Here is a 17221-nt window from a genome sequence, read left to right on the forward strand (position 1 = left end):
CCTCTTACTCCGCGCTTGCCGCGCTGGAAAACAGCGGCAAGGTCATCAATGCACAGGTGCCACGCCCCAGGCGCGAACGCAGCTGCAATTGTCCCTGATGGGCACGGGCCACTGCCTTGACCACGGTCAGGCCCAGGCCAGTGCCGTTGGTCTTGGTGGTAAAAAACGGCTCGCCCAGGCGCCGCAGCACCTGCGGGGCGATACCGCTGCCGCTGTCGCTGACGCACAGACGCAGGGTTTGTCCGCGGCTATACAGGTGCACTTTCAGGCGCGCCCCGGGGCCACTGGCCTGGGTAGCGTTTTCGATCAGGTTGAGCAGCGCGCCCACCAGGGTGTCGCGGTTGCACAGCAATTCGCCCTGGTGGCTGTCGCACTGCCAGCGCAGGTTGGCCTCCTGCACATGGGTCGCCGCTGCCGCTTGCAGCGACTGCATCAAACCGGCAGGGGTAACGCGATCGGTCAGCGGCAGTTCGCCGCGGGCAAATACCAGCATGTCACGTACTTGGTGTTCCAACTCATGCAGGCGCTCCTTGAGGCGCCCGGCAAAGCGTTGGTGGGTGGCCGCTGGTAATTGCTCGTCAGTCAAATGGCTGGCGTAGATCAATGCCGCCGACAACGGCGTACGAATCTGATGCGCCAAGGAAGCGACCATCCGCCCCAGGGACGACAGCCGCTCATGGCGAGCCAACTGATCTTGCAGGTGCCGGGTTTCTGTCAGGTCATTGAGCAGCACAAGCTGGCCCGGCTCGGCGTCCAGGGAACGGGTCGCAATGGACAGCCGGCGCCCGTCCTTGAGGGAGACTTCGTGGCCGTCGTCTTCACGGGGGGCGAAACAGCGGGTGATGACTTCACGCCACAGCTCGCCTTCCAGCGGCAAGCCAAGCAGGTCGCAGGCCGCCGGGTTGGCTTCGCGAACGCGGCCTTGGTCGTCGATGACGATCACGCCACCGGGCAACAGGTCCAGCAGGTTTTGCAGACGGTTGGCCAGGCGTTCTTTCTCGGCCAGCTCCTGCATTCGCTGGGCGCTGACGACCGCCAGTTCGCCTTTAAGCTCGGAAACCCGGGCCTCAAGCAGGCTGTAGGAGTCGGTCAGCTGGTTCGACATCTGGTTGAACTGCGAGAGCGCGTGCTCCAGGCCCTGGCGGGTCGGCGGTTCTACAGGCGAAACCAGCCCCTGGATGGCAGGGGCCGAAGATAGTTGGGCGGCGTGGGGCATGATGCTCTCTCGCTTGGCTGACCGTCAGTTAAACGGAACGTTGCGAGGGCTGTAGCAATACCCGTGCCGAAAAAAATCTACCTATAAATCAAGTAGTTGAAAAACAGGCGTCAATCATCCGCCTGTTCATCACCTTCTTTGCGGCTCATCCCGTACTTGCGCATCTTCTCCACCAGGGTGGTGCGACGGATACGCAGGCGCTCGGCGGCACGGGCGACGATGCCGTTGGCATCGTCCAGCGCCTGTTGGATCAGGCCTTGTTCCAGGTTGCCGAGGTAGTCCTTGAGATCCAGGCCTTCGGGCGGCAACATCGCGCTAGCGCCGAAGTCTGGAGTATGGCCGTTGATTGCCACGCGCTCTTCCATGTCGCTGCGCAGGCTGTCCATCTGCTCGTCCTCGTCGTCGACGTAGCGGAATTTCTTCGGCAACTCGACCACGCCGATCACCCCGTACGGATGCATGATCGCCATGCGCTCCACCAGGTTGGCCAGCTCGCGGACGTTGCCCGGCCAGCCGTGGCGGCACAGGGACATGATTGCCGCGGAGTTGAAACGAATGGAGCCGCGCTTCTCGTGCTCCATGCGCGAGATCAGTTCGTTCATCAGCAACGGGATGTCTTCCACGCGCTCGCGCAGCGGGGCCATCTCGATAGGGAATACGTTGAGGCGGTAGTACAGGTCTTCGCGGAAGCTGCCGACCTCGATCATGCTTTCGAGGTTCTTGTGGGTGGCGGCAATGATGCGCACGTCCACGCTCTGGGTCTTGTTGCTGCCCACGCGCTCGAAGGTGCGCTCTTGCAGTACGCGCAGCAGCTTGACCTGCATCGGCAACGGCATGTCGCCGATTTCGTCGAGGAACAGGGTACCGCCATTGGCCAGCTCAAAGCGCCCGGCACGGCTGGTGATCGCCCCGGTAAAGGCGCCCTTCTCGTGGCCGAACAATTCGCTTTCCAGCAGCTCTGCCGGGATCGCCCCGCAGTTGACCGGCACAAAGGGCCCGTCGCGACGCTTGGAGTGATAGTGCAGGTTGCGCGCGACCACTTCCTTGCCGGTGCCCGACTCGCCGAGGATCAGCACGCTGGCGTCGGTATCGGCCACTTGCTGCATCATCTGGCGCACGTGCTGGATGGCGCGGCTGGTGCCGACCAGGCTGCGGAACAGGTTGGGTTCACGGTGACGGCCGCGCTCGCGGGCCTGGTCGTACATCTCGCGATAGACCTGGGCACGGTGCAGGGAATCGAGCAATTTGCTGTAGCTGGGCGGCATTTCCAGGTTGGATAGCACGCGGCGGCGCTGGTCTTCCGGCAGGTCCACGGAAGAAATATCGCCCATTAGCAACACCGGAAGGAACTCATCCCAGGTAGACAGTGTCTTTAACAGGCCCAGAACTGCGCCAGGAGCGTTTACCGTCCCGATCAATACACAAATGACTTCACGGCTCGACGACAACGAGCTGACCGCCTGCTGCCAATCGTGGCTGCCGCAGGGCAAATTTTCTTCACCGAGAAAATTTAAAATCACCGCTAAATCGCGGCGGCGGACGCTATCGTCATCGATCAGCAGAATTTTGGTTTCACGCCACATGCAATAGCAACTTCCCTAGTAAAACTTCCTGCCCCGGAATGAGGGCAATCAAGACGTCTGTAAGATTTCTTACCTTCTAGACGTCTGAAATCTGAAAACAGCACTAGTTAAGTCAAAAATGATGGCATAGTCAAATATATGACGCGCCGTTCGGATTAACTGCGCCCTTTCAACCGAACAGATGGTAAACCTTTGACGCATTTTTCGCTTGGTTGATCTGCGACATCTCTTCGAAAATCGCCTGGCGCTCGCCGGTCGTCACTTCAAGCAACTGCTGGTAAACCGCCAACAGGCTTTCCAGCTTTCCACGCAGCGCATCCTCATCCACCGGCGCTTCGCTCAGCACCTGATCGATCACACTGCGGCAGCCCAGGTCGAGCTCGCTGATGGCATCCCAGTTGCGCGCAGCCAGCGCGTCGACCAGGGCTTCACGGGTTTCATCAATGCGTTGCAGTGCGTGGCTCATGACGAGTTCCTCAAGGCCCGTGGCCTTATTCTGCTGCGCCTTGTGGCGCGCCGATAGCATCCCAGCCTTCTTTTACGGTAATCATCAATCGAGCGACTTCGTCGATGATCTCGGCGTCGTTTTGCTGGTTAGCCTCCATCAACCGATTGGTCATGTAGACATAAAGGCTTTCCAACTGCTGAACATAAGCCGGGTTATCACTCTTTTCAGCATCCAGGCCATCGCGCAGCCCGATAACGATGTCGATGGCCTTGCCGAGCATCAAACCCTTCTGTGCGATGTCACCACGCGCCAGGGCGCCCTTGGCCTGGGACATGCGATCCAGGCCGCCTTCCATCAACATCTGCACCAGGCGATGCGGGCTGGCTTCGGAGATCTGTGCGTGGGAATTGACCTTCTGGTATTGGCGAAGGGCTCGCATAGGGTTCATGTTTCTACCTCGTGACAGGCGACAGCGAAAAGGATTCTAGTAACCAATATGTCGACTGGGCCGCAAAAAGCTTTAACACCGGTCGTCTTTCGGTACGAAAAGGCCAGGCAGGTTGCCTGGCCTTTTGCGTGAGTGGCGATCAGTTATTGGTTTTAGGGTTGTTCAAGGCATTGAGCGTGGTCATGACACTGGTGCTTTGCTGGCGCAGTTGGGCAACCAGGGTGTCCATGGCGTTGTATTTGGCGGAGAGGCTGTTGGTCAGCAGTTCCATGCGCTCGTTCAGGGTTTCCTGCTGCTTTGCGATGTCCTTGAGACTGTCGGTCAACGAGGTAGAACGCGTTGCCAGAACCCCGGTAGAGGCCTTGGCAAAGTCATCCGTTGCACTTTTCATGCGCGCCAACATGCCGTCTTTGCCGCTGAACATACTGTTGATATCGGCTGCATTAGTCTTGACTGCAGCGTCCCACTTTTTGTCATCGATTGTCAGCAAGCCGGTGGTAGAGCTTGTGCTCACGCCAAATTGAGCCAACGACTTGAAAGTGCCAGTCCCCGAAAGGGTATTGAATTCATTGCGGATCGCCGCCTGCAGCGAACGCATGGTCGAGTCACCCGTCAATGCCGCAGCCGTTGTGCTGCCGTCAAGATTCTTGGTGACCTTGGTTTCGGCATTCATTGCGGAGATCAAAGCATTGTAGGTATCAACGAAGCCTTTGACCCCGGACTTGAGCGCCGTGTTGTTGGTACTGACGGTGATCAGCGTAGCGTTTTTATCGCCAGAGGTGCCCGTCTTGTAAGTCGAAGGCGCCACCAGCTTGATGTTCACACCACTGAGCGCGCCCTCGATACTGTTGGTCTTGGACACAGACGCAACACCATCAATGCTGTACAGCGCATCCTTGGGCAGATCGACGACCGTTGAACCCACATCCAGGCCGGAGGTGCCGGAAAGCGTAAGGTCGGAACCGGTACCCATGGTGGTAGAGGTCAGGATCAATCGGGAACCATTGGAGTCGGTCTGGATATTGGCACTGAGCCCGGAAGTACCAAACTGGGTATTGATCGAATCCCGCACCTGCTGCAAGGTCGCGCCGGCTGGAACATTGACGCTGTAATCCTTGCCCGACTGAGAGATGGTCAAGGTGGTCGGCTTATCCGTAGCGTTCACCACAGAAGAGGTGCCACCGGAGAAGTTCTTGCTGGATAATTTTGACGCCTGGGCCAACTGGTCAACGATCAGTCGGAAGCTGCCGTTCGAAGCTGTGTTATTGGCAGTCATGGTCGCCGTTTTTTCATCCGAGGACGAGCCGGTCAATCCGGTGAAACTACTGTCTTTGGTCATGGCGTCCAAAGCACTACGAAACGCATCCAGTGCCGCCTGAATCTTGCCGATCGAAGACAGCGTGGTGGTCGCCTTCTGGGACGCGGTATTGATCTGCGTCTGCTTGGGCACCTTTTCGGCGTCCACCAAGGACTTCACGATCGCTTGCGTATCGATGTTCGAACCGATACCACTTACCGTTGAACCCGCCATCATCTATCTCCTGTTCGGTGGCTGCCGTTATCTTGACTTATTACGCCTCAAGACCTGACAGCAACAAATTTCATGCCAGCTCACACCTTGTCGTCAAACAACACGTTGCTTGCGCTGGAAAGGTTCTGTGCCAGTTTCAACGCCGTTTCCGACGGAATCTGACGGATCACTTCACCACTGTCGGTGGCAATGACCTTGACCACGACCCGGTGGGTCGAATCGTCAATGGAAAAATCCAGGCTGCGCTGGGCAGCCTGGACGAATTCGCGAATGTCGGTTACTGCTTTTTCCAGGTCCGCGCGCTCAGGCTCTTTGCCGGTTGCCGCTACTTCCTGAGCCTTGCTGCTGTTTTGATCGGCAGTTGCCTTGGGAGGCGCGCCTTGAGGGGCAACCGGCGGATAAGACTGGTTCAGCTTTACACTCATGTCCATGTCCAATCTCCTCTAAACCGAAAAAACGGAAGGGCACGTAAACGCGCCCTTCCGTTAGTTACCAAGCGCGCTGATTACTGAAGCAGTTTCAGTACAGCGGATGGCAGTTGGTTAGCCTGCGACAGGATCGCGGTGGAAGCCGACTGCAGGGTTTGCTGCTTGGTCAGTTCCGCGGTTTCGGCAGCGAAGTCGACATCCTGAACGGTGGAACGCGCAGCGGTAGAGTTTTTCTGGATGTTCTGCAGGTTGTCTGCAGTGGTAGTCAGACGGTTCTGGGTGGCACCCAGACCCGAACGAACGCTGTCGATGGTGCCGATGGCCTTGTCGATAACCGACAGTGCGTTTTGAGCCATATCAGCGCTGGTCACATCAGTATTGGCGATGGTGGTTTTGGTGGAAGCAGCAGTGGTAGCCGCAGCTGCACCGAACAGCCCCCCAACACCATCCCCCGACAAGGAGTAACCCTTGGAGGAATCCAGCGATACTTGGCCGGTGGCAGTCATCTTGGTTGTATCGGACAGAGCGGTGCCTGCGCCGGTAGGGTATGCACCGGAACCATCTTTGGATTTGATAGTGATAGCGGCCGCACTGGCAGCGCCGGCTGCAACAGCACCAAACTCGATGTTCTCACCAGTATCGGACTTGACCGAAAGCGTTTTCTTGGCTTCGTCGAAGTTGACACTGATACCCAGCTTGGCGGCGTTGGACTTCAATTGATCAGCCAAGCCAGCCTGGCTAGTTACGCCCGTCATTGTGACAGTCTGGCCATTGACAGTCATTGAAAACGTGGCAGCAGCGGCAGGTGTAGCGCCCGTGGTAAACGCGGCATTATCAACTTCAATCTGAACTTCAGTGCTCGCGGTAGCTGTGAGGCCGCCAATTGCACCATTCATTTTGCTGGCGATACTCTGCGCCGAAGCACCAACCGGGACAGCAATTGCACTGCTCACCTGGCCATTACCGGTCACGGTAATAGTGCCAGCTGCACTGCCGATACCATTCTCGGTAGGAGTAATTGCAACACTCTTGATCTGCTGCGAACCAATATTGTTGGCGGCAACGTTTTCCAGGCTCAGGTTGATGGTTTCGTTAGCATTGGCACCCACTTGGATAGCCTTGGTGCCATACGAACCGTCCAACAGTTTCTGGCCACCGAAAGTGGTGGTTTGCGAGATACGGGTCAGTTCTGCGGTCAGGGCCTGGTATTCGTCGTTGTTCGACTTACGGTCGTCGGCGCTCAGGGAGCCGGTAGCCGAGGACAGGGCCAGGGTACGCATTTTTTGCAGGATGTCGGTCGAAGCCTGCATCGCGCCTTCAGCGGTCTGAGCGATGGAGATGCCGTCGTTCACGTTTTTTACAGCTTGGCCCAGGCCGTTGATTTGGCTGGTCAGGCGGTTAGCGATCTGCAGGCCGGCAGCGTCGTCTTTAGCGCTGTTGATACGCAGGCCGGAAGACAGGCGCTGCATGGAAGTGGCCAGGGCGCCGCCAGCTTTGTTCAGGTTGCCCTGAGTCGTGATGGAAGCAATGTTGGTGTTTACTGTTAAAGCCATGACGAAATCCTCGTTGGATGGATACTGCGGCTTCCGGCCCTGGCAACCGCCGGGTGTGGCCTGAGAACCTACGTAATAGTTATCGTCGTGGTAGCCGGTTGCTTGAGGGTTTTTTTGATTTTTTTTACTAGCCCTGTGCCAGCCCTTGTATTTCAACGGCTTATAGAGGCGTGAAACGCCAGTAATCACGGGTTACTGGCGCCAAAACTTCGCCTTCAAGACGCCCCCCCTGGTAGGAGCGAGCTTGCTCGCGAAGAACGTTAACGATGACGCGGGCATTCAGAATGCACGCGGCGCCCTCAGGTTCTTCGCGAGCAAGCTCGCTCCTACAGGGGGCGCAAAAAAAACGCCGATGAACATTCGATCATCGACGTTTTTCATGAAGCCGCTAAAGCATCACGGACGATAGAGAATCGCCGAGCCCCACGACAGCCCCACACCAAAGCCGCTGATTGCCACGCGCTTCCAGGCGGCGTCCATCACGTGCTTTTCCAGCAGCAACGGAATGCTCGATGACACGGTATTGCCGGTCTCGACCATGTCCTTGATGAACTTGTCCACCGGCGCTTCTTCAAAGCGGCGCGCCACGGCGTCAACGATGGCCGCGCTGCCCTGGTGGATGCAGAACGCATCAATGTCATCTGCCTTGAGGTCCGACTCATTGAGCAGTTCGTGCAAGTGTGCCGGCACCTTGAGCAAGGCGAAGTTGAACACCTGGCGGCCGTTCATGAAGAACACACCATCGCTGACCTTCAAGTGCGGCGCGCCGGAACCGTCGGTACCGAACTTGGATTTGCCCAGCAACCACGGCGCGTCCTCGCCCATCCAGGTGGCGGTGGCGGCATCACCGAACAGCATGGTGGTGTTGCGGTCTTCCGGGTCGACGATCTTGGAATACGGGTCGGCGGTGATCAGCAGGCCGTTTTTCAGGCCGGCGGCTTCCATGAAGCCTTTCATCGCGTAGATGCCGTACACGTAGCCGGAGCAGCCCAGGGAAATATCGAAAGCGGCAACGTGAGTCGGCAGGCCCAATTTGTCCTGGACGATGGCGGCGGTGTGGGGCAAGCCCTCTTCATCGCCGTTCTGGGTGACGACGATCAGCGCGTCGATGGACTCGCGCTTCAAATCCGGGTTGTTGGCAAACAATGCATTGACTGCTTCGACGCACAGGTCGGAAGTCTCCTGTGCAGCTTCCTTGCGCGGCAGGAACGCCGAACCGATCTTGCCGATGATGAACTCTTCATCCTTGGCGAATTTGGCACCCTGGGCGTAGTTATCGATCCCGTCTGCCGGCACGTAACTGGCGATGCTTTTTATGCCAATCATTGTGGCTTCCCAATACTAAATAGCTGGAGAACACCCCTCGGACTACGCCGGGAGTGCTGACAATAAAGGGGATAACCCCATGAAAATCTCGCTGAAAGCCGCCCGATAAAGGCCCTGTGACGACTTATCCTTTTCACACGATACAGTGAAGATGCGCTTTATGACTCACAGGTCACTCAATTTTGCGCGCTTTGTGCAAAAACCGGCAACATTTCCAGGCCAGAAACGACAACGGCCTCCCCTGTCGCCAGGGGAGGCCGTTGTTCATTGCGACGATTACATGCGGCTGAACAGGTTCAGCTGGGAGATTTTAACGAACGCCAGTTGCGAGGCCTGCAACATGGTTTGCTGCAACGTGAGGTTGATCGCCGCTTCGCCCATGTCAATGTTCGCCAGATCGCTCATGGTGCTTTTGTTTGCAGTGCCGATACTGATGTTTTCCGCCGACTGGATATCCAGTGCAGCTTCGCGGGCCCCGATGGAACCGCGCACGTTATCGACCTGGGCACGTGAATTGGCAAAATTACTGATGGAAGCGTCGAGCGCATCCTTGAGCTTGACCATCGCCGCCGGGTTGCCGTCGGCCGGTTGCTCCAGCGCCTTGCGCAGTTGGCTCAGGGTATCCAGCGCGTTCTGGGTCTTGGCCGTGCTGGCAGCGACCGCAAACTGATCGCCGACTTGCGGTGTGCCGCTGACATCAAAGGTCACGCCTGCTGCCGTCACGGTCGTACCGCCACCGGTGTCGCCGGTGGCGATCGCTTTGCTGTCGGCACTGTAGGGCTGGGCATAGACTTCATACGCCGTGCCACTGGTGAACTTGATCACCGCCCCGCTGTTAGCCGGGAACGTACTGGCATAGGTGGCCGGGTTGCTCACCTGCGCATTCGTCAGCTGCGCAGTGGAGGCATTACTGGGCGTGCGCGAAACACTGAAGGTGTCGGGTTTGGCGGCCAGGCTGAACGAACGGTCCTTGACCAGCGCATCGGCGTCCGGCCCCGTCGCCATATCCTTGAGATCCACCGCAATATCAAAATTCACGCCGCGCAGGCTCACGGTGGAGCCGCCTTCCTTGGTGGAATCAAAGGTGCCGTTGCCAGGGATCTCCGACGTGACGTCATTACCGTTCTTGTCGGAGACCTTGTACTGGGTGCTGCTGGTAAAGGTCAGCTTGTATGGCTCGCCATCGGCGAATTTATTCGTGTAATCCGAGCCTGAAGTCACCAGGCCGGCCGACACTGAGACTTTATGATCATTGGGCACTGGCGCCGTTGCCGGCGGCACGATGGCAGGTGCGATCCAGGTCGCCTGGGTGCGGCCCGAGTTAACGGCACCGTCCATGATGCTCTTGCCGGTGTCACCGGCACTGACTCTCAGGGAATCGGAAACCTGCAGGCTCAGCGGCGTTTCATCACCCTGATAGGTGTAGGTGCCGTCGCTGTTACGGCTATAGGGCGGCGTCGAGGTCTTGGAGCCGGAAAACAGATAGTTGCCCGAGGAATCCTTGCTGTTAAGCAAGCCCAGCACCTGGTCTTCAAGCGCACCGATCTGGCCGGCAATCGACTTGCGGTCGGCATCGCTGCGCGAACCGCCCGCTTCAATGGCCAAGGTACTGGCCGCCTGCAGCGCCTCGTTGATTGCCCCCAATACGCTTTCCTCGTTGGTCAACGAGTTCTTCAAACTGGTGATATTGCCGTTGAACTGCCCGAGCATGTCCTTCTGCTGTTGCAGCAACAACAACCTCGCCGCCGCCACCGGGTCATCCGCTGCGGTCTGCACGCGCACACCGGAACTAGCCTGCTCCTGGGCCTTCACCACGCTGGAATAGTTGTCCGTGTACTTGGCGGCACTGGTTTCAAAATACTGTGCAGTGGAAATACGCATCGTCCCAGACTCCCTTAAAGACTATTGATCAGCGTGCTGAAGGTTTCTTGCGCAGCCTTGATGATCTGCGACGAGGCGGTGTAGTACTGCTGGAATTTGATCATGTCGCCCGCCTCTTCATCGAGGTTGACCTGGGACACGGAGTTGCGCGCATCCTGGTTGGCCTTGAGCAAGGCGCCCGTGGCCGTGGTGTCGGTATTGGCCGACGCGGCCTTGGCCCCGACGGTCGACACCAGGCGACTGTTGGCCGCCACCAGGCTCACTCCGCCGCCACTGCCATCGGACAGGCCGACGGTGGCTTTGGTTTGCAGGTCGAGCAACGCCTGGGCGTTACGGTTATCCGACTTGCCCGAGGCGTTGAAGGAAAACGTGGTGCTGTCGCCAGCGGCGGGCGACCCGGCGACCGTGGTATCGAACTTGAAGCTTTTGGCCGGCACCAGCAGCGTGCCGTTGGCATCCCGCATCGGCACGTCGACCGTGATCTTGTTGCCTTGGCCCGGCACGATGGTGCCGGTGCCAATCGGGTTGCCCTGGGCATCGTTGAGCGTATAACCCTGGGTGCCGTCGGCGGCCGGCTTGCCGAATACCATCTTCACTGGCATTGAGTGCTCAATACCGGTACGCAGTTGCGCGGTATCGGCGCCACCATGAATATCGATAGGCAGGGTCAGGGTCGGCGGTGTAAAGGTGCCGGTACCCTGGTTGGTCTTGCTGCCCTCGCCCAGCAATGGCCCGGCGAACGCGATTTTATTGGCGTCCGTCAAAGTCGTGCCGATGTTGGTCGCACCGCTGGCGGTAGGGCTGACTTTGAAACTATCGCCCGCCGCCATCGGCCCCTTGCCATCCAGCGCCAGGGTGAAGCCATCGATCACCGGCGGCGGCGCGGTATTGGTGTCGAACGCGCCCATGGCCTTGCCGTCGGAACGCACCACCGTGTAGTTGTTGCCGCTGGTAAAGGTCACTTTGTAGTCGTAGGTCGACAGCTTGCTGGTGTCCGCAATGGTCACATTCAAATTGCCGGAGCCCGTGCTGTTGCCCAGCGCGCCCTGACTGCGCTGGGCAATGGCCGCCGCGCTGTTGATGTCCTTGAACAGCGATGAGCCGAAGTCACCGTTCAAGTCCAGGCCCTGCCCCAGTTGGCTGTTGATGGTATCGGCTGTCGCCAGGGCAATACGCCCCAGGTCATTGATGGCCGGCATCAGGGCATCACTGCGATAACGCAACAGGCCGCCGATGCTGCCCCCACTGAGCACGTTGCCCAGGTCGATCGCCGTACCGCCGCCAGCATTGAGCGCAATGGTGTACTGGCTTGGGTCGCTAGCGCTCGGCACTGCCGAGAGGGTGTTGGACCGGTCGCCCAATACCAGGGATTGGCCCGTGCCGGTGCTGACGCTGAACACACCATTCTGTTCACTGGTGGTCACACCCACCAGTTCATTGAGCGAGCGCACCGCCTCGTTACGGGCATCCAGCAGGTTGGCCGGGGCGCTGTTGCTTGAGCCCTGGGCCTGGGTGATCTGCTTGTTGAGCGAAGCAATCGAGGAGGTCAACTGGTTGACCTGGTCACTCATGGTGCTCAACTGGCCATTGATCGACTCTTTCTGTTGAGTCAATTGGCTGGAGATGGCGTTGAAACGGTTACTCAGGGTCTGGGCGCTGGTCAGCAGCACTTGCCGGGCAGACACGTCGCTGGGGTTGGCCGCGGAGGTCTGCACAGCGGCAAAAAACGCGCTGAGCACCGAAGACATGCCGGTTGTCTTGTCCGACAAGGTCTTGTCGATGGCGCTGGCCTGGCTGGAATAAGCCTTGGCATCGTTATTGAGCGCCGTGCTGTTCTGGTAGGCCGCATCCAGGAACTCGTTATAGACCCGACGCACATCCGCCAGCGTGGTGCCGCTGCCAATGTACACACCGCCGTAGGGGTTGTTGGCACTCGCATTTTGCGTGGTCTGCTGGCGCGAATAACCCGAGGTGTTGGCGTTGGCGATGTTATTACTCAAGACCGACAACGATCCTTGAGCGGCATTGAGCCCTGACATCCCGATACTGAGCAAACTCATGGTTCAGACCTTATAAATGTGTGGTTGCGCCAGCGGCAGCGTAGTTCTGGTAACTGTTCATGTTTTTTGCGATCTGCGAAATCTTGCTGGCGTAATCCGGGTCGGTTGCATAACCGGCTTTTTGCAACTCGCGTACAAACTGTTCCGGGTTGTCGGCTGATTTCACAACTTCTTTATAGCGATCATGGCTTTGCAGCAGGGTCACGAGGTCGTGGAAGCTGTCCTGGTAGGAGCTGTAGGAACGGAATTGCGCCGTTTCCTTGACCATCGCCCCATCGCGAAACTCGCTGGTGATCGCCCGGGCCTGACCACCCTGCCAGCTCTGCCCGGCCTTGATGCCGAACAGGTTGTGGCTGCTGCTGCCGTCTTCGGCACGCATGACTGATTTGCCCCAACCGGTTTCCAGTGCCGCCTGGGCCACCAGGTACTTGGGGTCGATACCAATCCGTGCGGCAGCGGCCTTGGCCATCGGCAACATGGTGGCGACAAATTCATCCTGCGAGCTGAAGGCTTTCTTGGCCGGCGCCAGCGGTGGCTGGGCAATGGCGCGGCCATACACCTGCATGCGCCCGCTCGGCACGGCAAAGCTACGCGCGCTGCTGTTGATGACCGTGTCGTCGGCAGCGCTGTTACGCAGGGGCGCGGATTTGGCTTCGACCGGAGCGTTCGGCACGATACCCGCCAGCAGGCGGTCGGCCAGCTTGCTGGGCAAGGCGATACGACGCTGGTTCATCAGTTCCATGTCGTTGGCATGGGTGCTGGCGCCCTCAGGCACGGCCACGCGATACGCCCACAAAGGCCGCTGGCCATTGGAGCGACCCAACGGGCCTTCGGCCTGGGTACCGGCGGCAATCTCGGTCGGCACATCGACTTTCTTCACCGGCGCATCCGCCGCCGGGCCTTGCAAGGTGGCGGCCTGAGCCTCCACCGGCTTGTTCTTCTGCATCTGGCGCATCAGCACATCGGCCAGGCCGATACCGCCACCTTCGCGGGACATCGACACCGCCAGTTGCTGGTCGTACATTTCCTGGTATTGCTTGGCGGCCGGGGTGTTCAGCGGGTTGTCCTTGCCCAGGGCCTCGGTGGCCGAACGCATGGACTTGAGCATCTCGTTCAAAAACAGCGACTCGAATTCCTGCGCCACTTTGCGCAGGTTGCCTTCGCTGTTTTTGTCGTCACCGACCTTGAGCTGGTTAAGCCGGTTCAGGTCGGAGTAAGACCCCGAGTCCGCCGTGCTGCTGATGCCGCTCTTGCGCATATCCATGGCCATGGCCTCAGATCACGATCAGGTCGGCTTGCAACGCGCCGGCCTGCTTCAAAGCTTCGAGGATCGCCATCAAGTCGCCGGGCGCAGCGCCCACCTGGTTCACCGCACGGACAATCTCGTCCAGGGTGGTGCCGGGGCCGAACTTGAACATCGGCTTGGCTTCTTGCTGGGCATTGACCCGCGAGCGCGGGACCACGGCAGTCTGGCCACCGGACAACGGCCCAGGCTGGCTGACGATCGGGTCTTCGGTGATGGTCACCGTCAGGCTGCCGTGGGTTACCGCCGCTGGCGAGACCTTGACGTTCTGGCCGATCACGATGGTGCCGGTGCGCGAGTTGATGATGACTTTCGCCACGGCCTGGCCGGGGTCCACTTCAAGGTTTTCCAGAATCGACAGGTAGTCCACGCGCTGGCTTGGGTCCAAAGGCGCAGTGACGCGAACCGAGCCGCCGTCGATGGCCTGGGCCACGCCAGGGCCGAGCATGTCGTTGATCTTGTCGACCACGCGCTTGGCGGTGGTGAAGTCGGAGCGGTTGAGGTTCAAGGTCAGGCTGTTGCCCTGGTTGAAACCACTCGGCACGGTGCGTTCAACCGTGGCGCCACCGGGGATACGCCCGGCCGACGGCACGTTCACGGTGATCTTCGAGCCGTCGCGGCCTTCGGCGTCAAAACCGCCGACCACCAGGTTGCCCTGGGCGATGGCGTAGACGTTGCCGTCGATACCTTTGAGCGGCGTCATCAGCAAGGTGCCGCCGCGCAGGCTCTTGGAGTTACCCATGGACGACACGGTAATGTCCACCACCTGCCCCGGCTTGGCGAACGCGGGCAGATCGGCGCTGATCGACACCGCCGCGACGTTCTTCAACTGCACGTTGCCCGAGCCTGGCGGTACCTTGATGCCGAACTGGGAGAGCATGTTATTGAAGGTTTGCAGGGTGAACGGCGTCTGGGTGGTCTGGTCACCCGTGCCGTTGAGCCCCACGACCAGGCCATAGCCGATCAACTGGTTGGAGCGCACGCCGGAAATACTGGCGATGTCCTTCAGGCGCTCGGCCTGGGCCACAGCACTCAAGGCCAGCAAAAGCGCCATCGCCATCAGCTGTTTGAACTTCAAAATGGCCACCTAGAAAGGGAACAGCGGGCTGAGGAAGAAGCGGTCGAACCAGCCCGGCTGGCTCGCATCGGCAAACGAACCGGTGCCCGAGTAGGTAATGCGTGCATCGGCAATGCGCGTCGACGGCACGGTGTTATCGGTGGAGATGTCATCGGCGCGGACCATGCCGGCGATGCGCACCAGCTCGTCGCCGGTGTTGAGGGTCATCCACTTTTCACCGCGCACGGCAATGATGCCGTTGGGCAATACATCGGCGACGGTCACGGTGATCGAACCGGTCAGGCTGTTGCCCTGCCCGGCCGCGCTCTTGCCGTTGGTGGCGCGGTCGCCGCTGTAGCCGGCGTCCAGGCTCAGGTCACCGCTGCCCAGCGGGTTGTTGGTGTTCAGGCCACCGCCGAACAGCGAGGTCAGGCCAATGCTGGTCTTACTGTTCTTGCCGATCTGCGAGTTGGCGTTCTTGCTGGCCTGGGTCTTCTCGTTCAGGGTGATGGTGATGATGTCACCGACCCGGAACGCCTTGCGGTCGCTGTACAGGTTCTGCTCGAAACCGGCCTGGTAGATCGAGCCATTGTTGGCCGCCGCCGGCAGCGGCGTGCGTGGCAACACCGGCGCGTAGTACGGGTCATTGGGCTTTGGCGAGGGGGCGACACAGCCCGCAAGCACGGCGATCCCACTCAATGCCAACACACAAACATAGCGATTCATGACCCTAACCTCACGGTGTTGCAGGCACCCTCAAGGGCGCCCCATAGACTTGATTACAGATTCTGCGTAACGAACGAAAGCATCTGGTCGGCGGTGGAAATCACCTTGGAGTTCATCTCGTAGGCGCGCTGGGTGGTGATCATGTTGACCATCTCCTCAACGGTGCTGACGTTGGAGGTTTCCAGGGTGCTTTGCAGCGTGGTGCCGAAGCCGTTCAAGCCAGGGGTGCCGATTTGCGGCGCGCCACTGGAGGCGGTTTCCAGGAACAGGTTGTTGCCCATCGCCTGCAGGCCGGCCGGGTTGATGAAGTCGGCGGTTTGCAGGTTGCCGATCACCTGGGACGCGGGGTTGCCAGCGACGGTGATGGACACGGTGCCGTCGTTGCCGACGGTGAAGGTCTTGGCGTCGGGCGGCACCACGACAGCAGGCTCCAGGGCGAAACCGTTGGCGGTCACGATCTGGCCGTTGGAGTCCAGGTGGAAGGTGCCGTCACGGGTGTAAGAAGTGGTGCCATCCGGTTGCAGCACTTGAAAAAAGCCCCGGCCGTTGATCGCCATGTCCAGGGGCTGGCCGGTTTGCTGCAGGTTGCCGGCGCTGAAGTTTTTCTGGGTGCCGACGATCTGCACACCGGTACCCAGTTGCAGGCCCGACGGCAATTCGCTGTCCTGGGTCGATTGGGCGCCCGGTTGCTTCTTGATCTGATAGAGCAAGTCCTGGAACTCGGCGCGATCACGTTTGAAGCCCGTGGTCGACACGTTTGCCAGGTTGTTGGAAATGGTCGTCAGGTTGGTGTCCTGGGCGGACAGGCCTGTCTTGGCAACCCATAGAGCCGGAAGCATGCTGTTCTCCTTCGTGCGCCGGATGGTTGGCGCTGCGTTGCAAATTAGTTAATGGGCTTGGATCAGCTCATCTGCATGACGCGCGTCATGGCCTGGTCGTCTTCTTTAGCGCTGTTCATCATCTTGATGTGCAGCTCGAACTGCTTGGCCAGCGCCAGCACCGCGGTCATTTCTTCCACGGCATTGACGTTGCTTGCCTGCAGGAAACCCGAGGTCAGCCGCACGTTCGCGTCGGCCTGGGCCGGTTGGCCATCCTTGGTGTGGATGGTGCCGTCCAGGCCCTTGGTCATGTTCTTGAGGTCAGGCTGGACCATCTTGATACGGTCCACTTCCGCCATTACTCGCGGGCCTTCGCCCATGGCACGGATGCTGATGGTGCCGTCCGAACCCACTTCGATTTTCTGCTGGGGCGGCACGGCGATCGGGCCACCGTTGCCCATGATCGGCATACCGTTGCCGGCCCGCAGCACGCCCAGGGCATCCACGTTCATGCTGGCGCTGCGCACGTAGGCTTCGCCGCCATCGGGGGTCTGCACCGCCATCCAGCCGTCGCCGCTGACGGCTACGTCCAGGTCGCGGCCGGTCTCGATCATCGCGCCCGGTGAAAAGTCGGTAGCCGGACGTTCGGTCATGGCAAACGCCCGCGCCGGAAAGCTGTCACCGAACACCGGCATCGAACGCGCCTGCTCCAGGTCGCGCTGAAAGCCGTTGGTGGAAATGTTCGCCAGATTGTTGGCATGGGCCTTCTGCGCCAGTGCATTCTGGCTGGCGCCGGTCATTGCCACATAAAGGTACTTGTCCACGCTCTATCCTCTTTCTGAC

The 17221-nt window shown here is 59.5% G+C and carries 15 protein-coding genes and 1 pseudogene; 1 reads left to right on the top strand and 15 read right to left on the bottom strand.

All coding sequences use genetic code 11. From position 1 onward, the window contains the following. Positions 1–4: 4 nt before the first annotated feature. The 7 genes from GIV26_RS20480 to GIV26_RS20510 all read right to left on the bottom strand — a co-directional run bounded on the left by GIV26_RS20480 (position 5) and on the right by GIV26_RS20510 (position 7207). Positions 5–1216, bottom strand: a complete 1212-nt coding sequence (locus GIV26_RS20480; protein WP_236282005.1) for a sensor histidine kinase — start codon at positions 1214–1216, stop codon at positions 5–7. 110 nt (positions 1217–1326) lie between these two features. Next, on the bottom strand, positions 1327–2799 hold the full coding sequence (locus tag GIV26_RS20485) for a sigma-54 dependent transcriptional regulator (protein WP_034126784.1): 1473 nt from the start codon (positions 2797–2799) through the stop codon (positions 1327–1329). Positions 2800–2968: 169 nt separating this feature from the next. Next, positions 2969–3265, bottom strand: a complete 297-nt coding sequence (locus tag GIV26_RS20490; protein WP_034126783.1) for a flagellar protein FliT — start codon at positions 3263–3265, stop codon at positions 2969–2971. Positions 3266–3290: 25 nt separating this feature from the next. Beyond that, positions 3291–3695: a flagellar export chaperone FliS gene (fliS, locus tag GIV26_RS20495; protein ID WP_054898643.1), complete on the bottom strand. Its 405-nt coding sequence runs from the start codon at positions 3693–3695 to the stop codon at positions 3291–3293. A gap of 139 nt (positions 3696–3834) precedes the next feature. Further along, the gene (gene fliD / locus GIV26_RS20500) at positions 3835–5226 is read right to left on the bottom strand and encodes a flagellar filament capping protein FliD (protein WP_060764474.1); all 1392 of its coding nucleotides are present in this window, start codon (positions 5224–5226) and stop codon (positions 3835–3837) included. Positions 5227–5306: 80 nt separating this feature from the next. Next, on the bottom strand, positions 5307–5657 hold the full coding sequence (locus GIV26_RS20505) for a flagellar protein FlaG (protein WP_060764473.1): 351 nt from the start codon (positions 5655–5657) through the stop codon (positions 5307–5309). 74 nt (positions 5658–5731) lie between these two features. Continuing rightward, a complete protein-coding gene (locus GIV26_RS20510) occupies positions 5732–7207 on the bottom strand; it encodes a flagellin N-terminal helical domain-containing protein (protein ID WP_060764472.1) in 1476 nt (491 codons plus the stop codon). Positions 7208–7436: 229 nt separating this feature from the next. On the opposite strand from GIV26_RS20510, the pseudogene GIV26_RS20515 reads away from it, so the two are divergent. Next, positions 7437–7538 (top strand): annotated as a pseudogene (locus tag GIV26_RS20515) (outer membrane lipoprotein carrier protein LolA); the annotation flags it as partial. Positions 7539–7603: 65 nt separating this feature from the next. Here GIV26_RS20515 and GIV26_RS20520 read toward each other — a convergent pair. The 8 genes from GIV26_RS20520 to GIV26_RS20555 form a co-directional block, all read right to left on the bottom strand. Next, positions 7604–8533 carry a ketoacyl-ACP synthase III gene (locus tag GIV26_RS20520; RefSeq protein ID WP_054898647.1) on the bottom strand — a complete coding sequence of 310 codons (930 nt, stop codon included), beginning with the start codon at positions 8531–8533 and terminating at the stop codon, positions 7604–7606. A 276-nt stretch (positions 8534–8809) separates the two neighbouring features. Continuing rightward, positions 8810–10414 carry a flagellar hook-associated protein 3 gene (locus tag GIV26_RS20525; RefSeq protein ID WP_072447511.1) on the bottom strand — a complete coding sequence of 535 codons (1605 nt, stop codon included), beginning with the start codon at positions 10412–10414 and terminating at the stop codon, positions 8810–8812. Between the two features lie 14 nt (positions 10415–10428). Continuing rightward, a complete protein-coding gene (flgK, locus tag GIV26_RS20530) occupies positions 10429–12474 on the bottom strand; it encodes a flagellar hook-associated protein FlgK (protein WP_034126776.1) in 2046 nt (681 codons plus the stop codon). Positions 12475–12484: 10 nt separating this feature from the next. Continuing rightward, positions 12485–13744: a flagellar assembly peptidoglycan hydrolase FlgJ gene (gene flgJ, locus GIV26_RS20535; protein ID WP_034126775.1), complete on the bottom strand. Its 1260-nt coding sequence runs from the start codon at positions 13742–13744 to the stop codon at positions 12485–12487. A 4-nt stretch (positions 13745–13748) separates the two neighbouring features. Next, positions 13749–14858 (bottom strand): flagellar basal body P-ring protein FlgI, encoded by a 1110-nt coding sequence (locus GIV26_RS20540; protein WP_161793221.1) that lies wholly within the window; start codon positions 14856–14858, stop codon positions 13749–13751. A gap of 6 nt (positions 14859–14864) precedes the next feature. Beyond that, positions 14865–15560 (bottom strand): flagellar basal body L-ring protein FlgH, encoded by a 696-nt coding sequence (gene flgH / locus GIV26_RS20545; protein ID WP_032895934.1) that lies wholly within the window; start codon positions 15558–15560, stop codon positions 14865–14867. Positions 15561–15613: 53 nt separating this feature from the next. Further along, positions 15614–16399, bottom strand: coding sequence for a flagellar basal-body rod protein FlgG (flgG, locus tag GIV26_RS20550; protein WP_003192986.1), 786 nt, complete (start codon positions 16397–16399; stop codon positions 15614–15616). Between the two features lie 62 nt (positions 16400–16461). Beyond that, complete coding sequence (locus GIV26_RS20555; protein WP_003192988.1) at positions 16462–17202, bottom strand: flagellar basal body rod protein FlgF; 741 nt, start codon at positions 17200–17202, stop codon at positions 16462–16464. Positions 17203–17221 lie beyond the last annotated feature (19 nt).

The sequence above is a fragment of the Pseudomonas sp. PA-1-3F genome (genome assembly GCF_021609665.1).
GTDB lineage: Bacteria > Pseudomonadota > Gammaproteobacteria > Pseudomonadales > Pseudomonadaceae > Aquipseudomonas > Aquipseudomonas paracarnis.